Source organism: Burkholderia sp. TSV86 (assembly GCF_001522865.1).
GTDB lineage: Bacteria > Pseudomonadota > Gammaproteobacteria > Burkholderiales > Burkholderiaceae > Burkholderia.
Genome location: NZ_LOWB01000120.1, coordinates 1 through 9,482, shown reverse-complemented (window position 1 = coordinate 9,482; position 9,482 = coordinate 1). Strand labels below are relative to the sequence as shown.

General features: G+C 58.4%; 4 protein-coding genes and 3 pseudogenes. 4 read left to right on the top strand and 3 right to left on the bottom strand.

Going from position 1 to position 9,482, the window contains the following annotated elements; genetic code table 11:
• Positions 1–78 precede the first annotated feature (78 nt).
• The 4 genes and pseudogenes from WS68_RS26915 to WS68_RS23735 all read left to right on the top strand — a co-directional run.
• Positions 79–222 (top strand): annotated as a pseudogene (locus WS68_RS26915) (transposase domain-containing protein); the annotation flags it as partial.
• 758 nt (positions 223–980) lie between these two features.
• Positions 981–3,119: a phage integrase family protein gene (locus tag WS68_RS23745; RefSeq protein ID WP_059573177.1), complete on the top strand. Its 2,139-nt coding sequence runs from the start codon at positions 981–983 to the stop codon at positions 3,117–3,119.
• A gap of 1,548 nt (positions 3,120–4,667) precedes the next feature.
• Complete coding sequence (locus WS68_RS23740; protein ID WP_059573176.1) at positions 4,668–5,327, top strand: AAA family ATPase; 660 nt, start codon at positions 4,668–4,670, stop codon at positions 5,325–5,327.
• Positions 5,324–6,355, top strand: a complete 1,032-nt coding sequence (locus WS68_RS23735; RefSeq protein WP_059573175.1) for a ParB/RepB/Spo0J family partition protein — start codon at positions 5,324–5,326, stop codon at positions 6,353–6,355. Before WS68_RS23740 ends, WS68_RS23735 begins: the two co-directional genes overlap by 4 nt.
• Positions 6,356–6,461: 106 nt before the next feature.
• Here WS68_RS23735 and WS68_RS23730 read toward each other — a convergent pair whose 3' ends face one another.
• The 3 genes and pseudogenes from WS68_RS23730 to WS68_RS28545 all read right to left on the bottom strand — a co-directional run.
• Entirely contained in the window at positions 6,462–7,343 is an 882-nt protein-coding gene (locus tag WS68_RS23730) for a replication initiation protein (protein WP_059573174.1), read from the bottom strand.
• Between the two features lie 1,011 nt (positions 7,344–8,354).
• Positions 8,355–8,744 (bottom strand): annotated as a pseudogene (locus tag WS68_RS29130) (hypothetical protein); the annotation flags it as partial.
• A 569-nt stretch (positions 8,745–9,313) separates the two neighbouring features.
• A pseudogene (locus WS68_RS28545) lies at positions 9,314–9,482 on the bottom strand (IS481 family transposase); the annotation flags it as partial.

Genomic DNA, 9,482 nt, shown 5'->3' with positions numbered 1-9,482 from the left:
TTCTATTCATTGATTGCATAAGGATTCCTATTCATCTCCGCCGCCTCACGCATGAACATCCTTATTGCGACAGAACCCTCCCTCGTCGAGACGTGCAAGGCGAACGAAGTCGAGCCATATCGCTATCTGGTCTGGCTGTTCACCAGGTTACCGCTCGCTGCAACTGCCGACGACTACGCCGATCTCATGCCTTGGAGAATGCCTGCTGCCCTCAACCGCTGAGGGGCGTCGTTAAAAGACCGCGTACAAAACAAGTCCTTGCTCGAGTGGTTGCATTCGCTGTAGCGCCACGGAGGTCACGTACGCCGCATTCGAGCTGCGGGACCTCGCCATCCGTCCAAACATTTATGTCGAGTTCCGGTGACCAGACTCCTTCCGTCTCAACTCCCGGGAATCCAGACTCCGCATAACAACTTTCTGTCGGTAATACGTCAAATGTGCTGCAGCACATTTGACGTACCTGCATAGCGACGAGGTGCAGCGCGCCCGACAATTCGATCAGGCGTTCAGCTCAAGGGATTCCAAGTTGTAGGCTGCCGGCTTATGCAATCAGGATATAAGCGGGCGTGATTTCATAACCTCAAAGCTTATGATAGGAATTTGCGCTTACCGTGTTCATATCCCAGAAATACCGGGCGCTGAAACGGTGACGGCACCGCTTTTCGATCGCCGCGGTGGGGGCGCGCAATTCCCTACAGGGAGTGCCGCGCACGCCGCGGCTTCGTCCATGTCCCGAAAAGAAGGGTAACATAGCCCTTACTATGTTACCCTTCACTTTATTGGCCGATTCGCCCATTTTCTGAGCGAACCTGGCTCTCACGCTTGCCCGGCAAGGCTCGCCGGGCGGTCGACGACCACCGGCGATGCAGTGTTGCCCTCGCCGTCCGTCCGCCTCCGACGAAGTCAAAGGCGAGCGGACGCCGCTGCGCCGCAGGACTCGTATCAAACAACACGCTTTCCGTATTACCTTGAAGCCGCCCATGACGACCGTCGACGGTCCAGACGTGCTCGATGTCGAGTTCCGCGAGCTGCCAGCGGCGCCGCGGCGCGCGACCACGCCGGACGCGCGCCGCAAGTCGCGCTCGCGCGCAGCCCGCCGCGATGCCGCCGCCCAGCGCCGCATCGGCCTGCAGCACCTCGCCTTCTTCCGTGGCTATCTGGAGGGACTGGATCTGGCCGAGTTGGCCGACCAGTACCTCGAATTCGGCCGCGACGCGCGCAAGGCCGCCGCCACGCGCACCTGGCTGGTGACCGCGTTCGTCGCCGCCGCGCGCAAGCGGCAGGATTTTGCGACCGCCCGGCTGCTCACAATCCGGCCGGCCGCCCTCGCCGCGACGGCAGCGGCCGACGCCCCGGCGCCGGCCGCGCCGTCGCTGGAGGACTTCGCCGCCGAGCACGATCCGGAGGGCTTTTACACCGAGAAAGAGCTGCTCGACCTGTTCGCCGCCCGGCATGCTGGCGCTGACACCGACGCCGGCGCGGCCCTGCGTCGGCAGCAGCGCAACGCGCGACTGCGCGCGCGGCAGATGGCCGCGCTCGAGGTGCTAGCGCGCCTGGTGGTCGAGGATCCGCGCCCCGAACACCACGTGCTCGGCTGGTTTGACACTGCCGTCGCGCTCCGTCTGGCCGACGTCGGCCTTACCACGATCGGCAAGCTGGTCGAGACGATCAACGCGCTCGGCTACCGCTGGTACCGACGCGTGCCGCGCTTGGGCGAAGTCGGCGCCCGCCGCATCACCGCATGGCTCGCCCACTACGGCGACGTCGCCGGCCTGCAGCTGGCCCCCGGCGTGCACACCCACCCGTCAGAATCCACCCTGCCCGCCCCACGGCTCGCCGCGGCCGGTCCCGTCACCGCGATCGTGCCGCTCGAGCGCTTCTTGCTGCCGCCCGAGCTGGACGGCTCGCACGGTGCACACCGCAATCTGGTCAAGAACAACAGCCGCGCCAACAACGACCGCGAGGCGATCGAATTCTGGCTCGCCGACTACGAGAACCCGCATACGCGCCAGCGCTATCGCACCGAAGCCGAGCGGCTGCTGCTCTGGGCGATCTTTGTGAAGCGCAAGGCGCTGTCGAGCCTCGACACCGACGATGCGCGTGAGTACATCAACAGCTTCCTGCCCGATCCCCAGCCCGCCAGCCAGTGGGTCATGACTGGCACCGCGCATCGCGGCGATCTCGGCTGGCGGCCGTTCCGCGGACCGCTATCGGTCAAGAGCCGGCAGGACGCGCTGTCCGCGCTCAAGAAATTCTTCGGTGAGCTGGTCGACGCGCAGTATCTGGATCACAACGCATTCGCGAAGGTGCGCGTGTTCACCGGATCCACGCACGACGCTGCCGGCAACGAACGACGCGTGGCCGCGAAATCGCGCCTGCAGATCGAGCGGGGCTTGACTGCCGATGCCTGGCGCTTCGCGATGCGGATCCTCGATGCGATGCCGGACACGGCCGCCGCGACACGCATGCGCTTCGTACTGAGTTTTGCGTACAGCACCGGGCTGCGGCGCGCCGAACTTTGCGGAGCCTTCACGGACGACGTGCAGGAGCGCTACGCCGGTCCCGAGCTGGGGACCATCCGGTTGCTGCGCGTGGTCGGCAAGCGCGCGAAGGAACGCTTCGTGCCGCTGGTGCCGGCGGTACTGGACTTGATGGGCGACTATTTGGAATCGCGTGGCCTGCCGCGCGATCCCCTCGCCTGCCCTGCCGCTACCCCGTTGATCCCGGCGCTGCTTTCGAATGCCGAGATCGGCCGGATCCGGCGCGCGGCGAAGGCGAACAAAACCGATCCGGCGCTCGAGCTCGCTGCGCGCGCGCGACAAGCCGGGCCGATCCATCCGGTGCAGCTCTACAAGGCGATCAAGCAGTTCTTTGCCGCAGCGGCCGCAGCGGCGCTGCGCGAAGAGTCGCCGCACGCGCGGGCCTTTAGCGAAGCCAGTCCGCACTGGCTGCGACACACATTCGTTTCGCATGCGCTGGCCAACGGCATGAGTCTCGAGAGCGCGCGGAATTTTGCCGGTCACGATTCGCTCGATACGACCTCGATCTATGCAACTGCCGAGCTTGGTCGCCAGTACTGCGAGGCAGAGGAATTTCTTCGCAACTGCGCTACTCGATAGCCTGGACCGCTCCAGAGCCACAAGTCGAGCCGAACGTAGTGCTTCGGAGCAGCGATTCTTGCGATTGCCTGACTAGTCTCCTGTCGCGGGCGCAGTTGCTCCGAAAAACTCACTTCCCCGGGGAATTGAGGTCCGGTTGGTCCTCGCGCACCAAGACGGGGACGCCTTCAGCGTCAGCCACAGTCTTCTACGAGATTAAGCCCGACTATGTACTGTTCGTTCGAACAAAGTCCGACATAGTCTGGTAGTTTAAAATTCCAGCGCATCCAAACACCCAGATTATCTGAGACTTCGGGCCGAGCTCTCCCCGTGAATGCACCATACTTTAACGCCGGCTTAGCCAGGTCGTGCGCAGCAATCACAGTCGGTATATAAGATCAGAGAGACTTTAGGCGCGTCGTGAAAAATCTAGGCGCTAATGGCGCGCGTATTGGAAGCGGCTAGCATCGCCAGTTTCTACGTCGAAACTGGCGCCGGCCTGAATTCAGCGGACCTGAATACGCACGACCACGCACTCTCTGCATTGTTGCTATCGGGCTCGACGGCACGGGCAGCAGTTTCTACGTAGAAACTGCCGAAGCGTGGCGCGGCCCATCAACGGGGAACCCAAGCACGATCCAGCGAATGAATTTCCGCCTAAAAGCATCCTCCTTTCGGTACAGAGTCTCCGCTCACGACGAGTCCGTCCCCGCGGCAAACCCTTGGCAGGAGTTTCTACGTAGAAACTCCTGCGGCCTAGCGCCGCACCCGCGATATCCGAAAGGTGCACCACCTCACGCCGATCTTGGACGTCTGCGAAGGACTGATAGAGTCTAGATCGAGTCCTAACCAGAAACTTTCGCTCACGGCGTAGACTCATCGACATTCTGCTGGGGGCGATCGGCACGCGCAGTTTCTACGTAGAAACCACATCGAGCCCTGGGCTGGTTCTATCGCAAGTAGCGATATTCGTGCGTTCTTGCCGGAGCCCGGGATGAGACGGCGAAGTTTCCACATTGAAAGCCATGCGGAGGACAAACTGAGCCAGCGCTCAGTCCTACCCGCTAAGCCTCGGCTCACTCCGGAGACTCTTGCCACTCCGCCGGCAGGGCCAGCGTACGCAGTTTCTGTGTAGAAACCACACATCAAGCCCAGCGCCGGTCAAATGGCAAGACGAGACTTTTCACTGAATTTTCGCCCGTGCCCGGGGTGCGACGGCAAGTTGCCACGTAGAAACTCCCATGGATCCTCGAGCGAACTCGGGACAGCGTCCACTGTTACTGCCACAAATGAGTCACGAAAAACCGCCGACATGTTCGCGGCCCGAAAGCTCGCTCTCGTTAACAGGCCAGCTTCGCCCTCGTAGTTTCAACGTAGAAACTCCAGTGTGCGGGAGACAGCAGTCAGATGTTTGCATGATCTCGCTCTTCGCATTGTAATTTCGTTCAAATTTGCCCATTTTTCTTGAAATTTCTCCGGCTACGTCCTAGTATTTCGCCCAGCGCGCTCGGCTCGCAGTTTCTATGTAGAAACTGCTCCGGCTCAGCATCGAATAGATAAGGAGAATGCATGCCAGCGAAAATTATTGCCGTCTTCAACCAGAAGGGCGGGTCGGGGAAAACAACGACTTCGACTAATATCGCGGGCGCCTTAGGCATGCGCGGCTATCGAACCATGCTTGTCGACCTCGATGAGCAAGGCACCGCGACGCTCTCGGTCGGGGCTGCGCCAGATGATCGACCGTATCCCGCCGCGATCTCAAACTTGGCATTGAGCCCGCGCCCGGATCGCGAGATCGCGAAGTACGTCAACGATTATGATTTCATTGTGATTGATTGCCCGCCGGCTATCAAATCCGCGGCCCCGTCCGTGGCATTGCTTATTTCCGATCTGGGGCTGATCCCCATAGCGGCATCGGGCGGCAACCTGTGGGCGGTACAAGAGGCAAAAAAGCTTGGGATGGAAGCGCAGATCCGAAACCCGGATCTAAAGCTCCGGTCATTCGCCAACATGAATCAAAACGTCACGATCGTGAAGCAGATTTTTGAAGCCGCAGCAGGTGACTCCGAACTCCCCATGTTAAAAACGAAACTCGGCTTCCGCACTGCGTATAAGGAGGCGGAGGTATCCGGCGCTACGGTGCTGCAGCTCCGTTCGGCAAAGGCCGCTCATAAAGAACTAAACGATCTTGTCGATGAAATTCTTGAAGTTCTGGAGGTGCGAGCATGACGAAGAAAGATTTCTCGGCGGCACTTAACGCTGGGGTAAAGCGCGACCAGACGATGCGCGAAGCAGCTGCACCTTCTAGATTCGACCGTGTCGATGAAGCGTTGAGTGGTCGAAATAGTCTCTTAGATGAGCCGAGGGAAATTGCTGCGCTCCCGACGCGGACCTCGGCAGAAGCGTATTTGGCCAGCCTAGAACAAGCAGGCAAGGTGCAGGCACGATACATAACGATGCCAATCAGCCACATTGACGATAATCCGCTCAACAGTCGCACGATCTACAAAGAAGAATTGATCGCCGCGCGTGCGGCGTCAATGGCCCGCGATGGTCAACTCGTCCCTGTGCTAGCAGGGCGCCACCCCGACTTCCCCGACCGCGCAATTTTGATTGATGGCCAGTTCCGGAAGCTTGGTGCACTTCGCAACCGATCCGAGACCTTGGATGTTAAGCTGCTCGAGGGCCTAGACCCGATCGACTTCTATCGTCTGGCTCGGGCAGCAAACAACGAGCGCGAGCAGGAAACAGTTCTGGATGTCGCACTCGGGTACAAGAAGCTAATCGATCAGGGTCATGCGAAGTCGAACGACGAACTAGCAGCCTTGGTAGAAGAGGGGAAATCGAAGGTCAGCAAAATTCTCGCGCTGTTGGATTTGCCACAGTCGGTCCTGGATGTGATCGCTTCGCATCCCAAACAATTCGGACTATCGACTAGCTATGAACTCACGCTGTACTTGAAGGCATCGGACGAGAAGCGGACTCTGGCATTTGCCGAGCGTATCCGTGACGAGGAACTTCCGTTTCAAAAGGTGAAGGCGCTGCGTGAAAGCCTCGAGAACGGCCGAGCTCCGCGGAAGTCGCTCTCGCGACAGTACAAAGTCGCAACTGAAGACGGGGCCGAAATCGGTGCGATAAAAGAATGGGGTGACGGGAAGGTCCGTGTCGATTTGGTCCTAGGATCACCCGAAAAGGCCGAAGCATACGTCGCCGCCTTTAAGAAGATCCTTGCAGAGGACGGGCACCAACTGAAGTAGGGAACGGTGAAACACTGGCTGACAGCCGCTCACGCCATGGTGCTTGGGCGGCGTTCATGACTCGCAGGGCCATGTAGCAACTGGGAGCAATTCAGCCCCGTGCCATTCAGTCCTCCGCGGTTTCCGCAGCGCTCGGTTCCTCAAAGGGTAGGTCGCCGTCCAACGCTAGGCGACTTTGCGGATTCTGGATAAATTTGAAATCGAGCGAATTCACTGCCCGGCCAAGCTTTACAGGGGTCCAGGAAATCACCAGGTCCGCCTTGGCGTTCAACTCATTCACTGCGGTTTCAATTACTCGACGCTTGATGTCAGCAAAGCGGTACGTCGCAGGAATCTCGAGCACGTGCCGGAAATCTTCCAATGTGATCAGGAGCCGGCCGCGATCTCGTTCGCGCATCAGCAGCTCAAGAAGCCGCCACGAGTAAAGTGACTGCAGACCTCGGGCAAACTCAAGTTGATAGGAGACGAAACGCCGTTGCAACATGAAGATATGCGGCGTCAGGTCCGGTGAGAACGAAACTTCCGCCCATCCTTCTCGTTCGTGGTAAACCGCCTTCCACACCCAGTTCAGCACCACCTTCCTTGGGCCATCCATATACGTCAGCTGACGCTTTTGTAGGCTCGCACAACCTTCCTTCAACCCCTCATAAGCAGCGGTTGCCTGCTTCTCACCGGACCTTGGAGCAAGTGCCGCAAGGGCGGCAAACTCGTCGGCTCGAACACGAACACTCACATAGCCATTGCCCTTACCATGCAAGTAGGGTGATTTCTTACTGTCGATGCATCGAAGCGCCGCCATCATGACTCGCTTCTCGTTGAGAGTCAGCCCTTGTTGGGCGTTGACCAGTGCGCGGCTCATAGCGACCGTGCCCCGCACTCGACCGTCACCGTCCAGAGCCGGTTCGTCCAACGGCTCGATCCGGAGCGGTTCGATCTCGACGATCTCGACTTGGGCCGGCTCGGACTGATTTTTTGCCTTTTTATTCACAAAGGTGACCTTCAGCGGGAAGTGTCACAATTATAAGGTGACATGCTCGCTGTGCAAGTCACCGATGTGGATAACGGTCGAAATTTGTCACCAGCGGCCCGCTTTGTGTCTCCTTAGGGTCGGAATGCGTCACTTGCAGGCCGGAAAACGTCACAGTTGTTCGACTGTGACGCCCCGGAGAGCCTTGACTAGTAAGGCTGTGCGCGGGCGGGCACAGCGTTTACAAAAGGGTTTACAAACGGTTCTACAAACTGTTTTACAAAGCACCTGCTTAGAAAGTTGCTTCGGAACAACAAAAAACCGCCCCTATACCTACCGCCAGCGTTCGCTGTCCACCTCAAAGGTGACATTTTCCGACCTCGACGAGGCGATACCGGCTCCTAAGTCCTCCAAAAACGGGATTCCCCACTGGAAAGGTGACGCTTTCCGACCTAGGGGACCATAAGCTACTAAGTACTCACTCACCTTAGGCTCCGAAAACAAACGTATCTGCGAGGTCTTGAACTGCTGGGTCGGAAAATGTCACCGTTCCCGGCAGTGCTCCTGGCCTAGCGGATAACAGGGACGTTCCGTATCAGCTCTACGGAGTTTGCGGGTCGGAAAACATCACTTTTGGTGTATCCAGCAGGTTGAAAGGCGAAGATTTCTCTATGTTCCCGGTTTTGTGCGGGTCGGAATTTGTCACTTTTAGAGTCCCAGCTAGGTCGGAATATGTCACTTTTCGCCCAAGAAGGTCGGGTCGGGAAATGTCACTTTTCACAGGCGCGCTATCGGGAGGTCGGAATTTGTCACCCTTCGTCGCACACGGGTAGGTCGGAATACGTCACTTATGCGAAGGACCGCTTCGGGTCGGAATTTGTCACCTGCGACGGTCGCTCGGAAACCATCATCATGACTTTCAGAGACCTCCCTGATCCTGATGGCCTAGCTAGTGCGCTGGGTCGGATAATGTCACTGTTTGTGCCGCAGCGACATTCAGATCGAAGACCGCTACCGGTGCGCGAACGACCGTTACCGTTTGCTCGGGAGCACGGACGGGAGGAGAGCGTTCAGGAGATCTTGTATCAGGGCGAGGTGGGGAACCACGCGCTCAAGATGAGGCCCGTCGATTCTTAGATATCTCCCGGTCGCGCCTAGCGATAATGTGAATTCGATTGCGTCGTCGGTTTGGACTTTTCCCGTAGACAGGATCGAAATCACTTTTGCTGAATGACACCTCAGTGGAACTGTGAGTGCCCTATGTATGACAACGTCCCTTCCAATTTCACGGATCAATCTCACAGCAAGCCCTGCCGTTCGATACGAAACATGACGTGGCCCGCCGAATGCGGCGACAACTTCGGTGGGAAGCAAAGACGCTTGGATAGATCGCGTGACAATCGGCTTCGATACTTTCAGGTCTGCGGCAAGTTTTGCTTGACTCGGCTAAAGCTGCCGATCTAGCTGTTCCCGATAAAACTCCCCCAAAGCAATAGGTGAAGCGCCAGCCCTGCGAAGACCTTCATGCCGCTCGGTCGCGAGCAAGCGGTCCCGAGCGATATCCAATTTCTCGGCAACTGAACTACTACGTGAATTGAAACAGGTCATAGGAACCGATCGGCGGTGATCGTCAATTGTTGTTGCTGATGAAAAATGCCGCTCAACCGGTTGAGGGGGGCCGCCGGGTTCAGAGAGCGAGGACCTAGACAAGAATCTTGGGAAAACAACCACTTGCAGAGAGTCGTCGTCTCGGCAATACCAAGGTGCTGCGTGCAACGCGTGCAACAATGACGAACCGATTCTATCGTTCTGGCGGGAAATACAAGTCCGAAAACCTCGCGATTTTCATAGGGCTTTTTGCTGGTCGCCCTGCAACCGGTTGCGCGCAGTAGTGCCGCGGGTCACCGCTTTTGGGCATCGCGAAAAGGTCCCTGAAATGTATTAGCCGGGACTTGATCTGACAGGTAGTCGGGCCGACAAAGTACGAGTCGTCAATGGGGGATGAGTTTCTCCTTGGCGAGATCGAGCGAATCGAGGAAAGTGCGCATCGGCGTCTTGCCGTAACACCAGCGCCCCTGATGCTCTCGTTCATTGTTGTACTGGTCGAGCCACGCATCAAGGTCCGTCTGCAAGGTGGCGATCGAGTCGTAGATCTTCTTG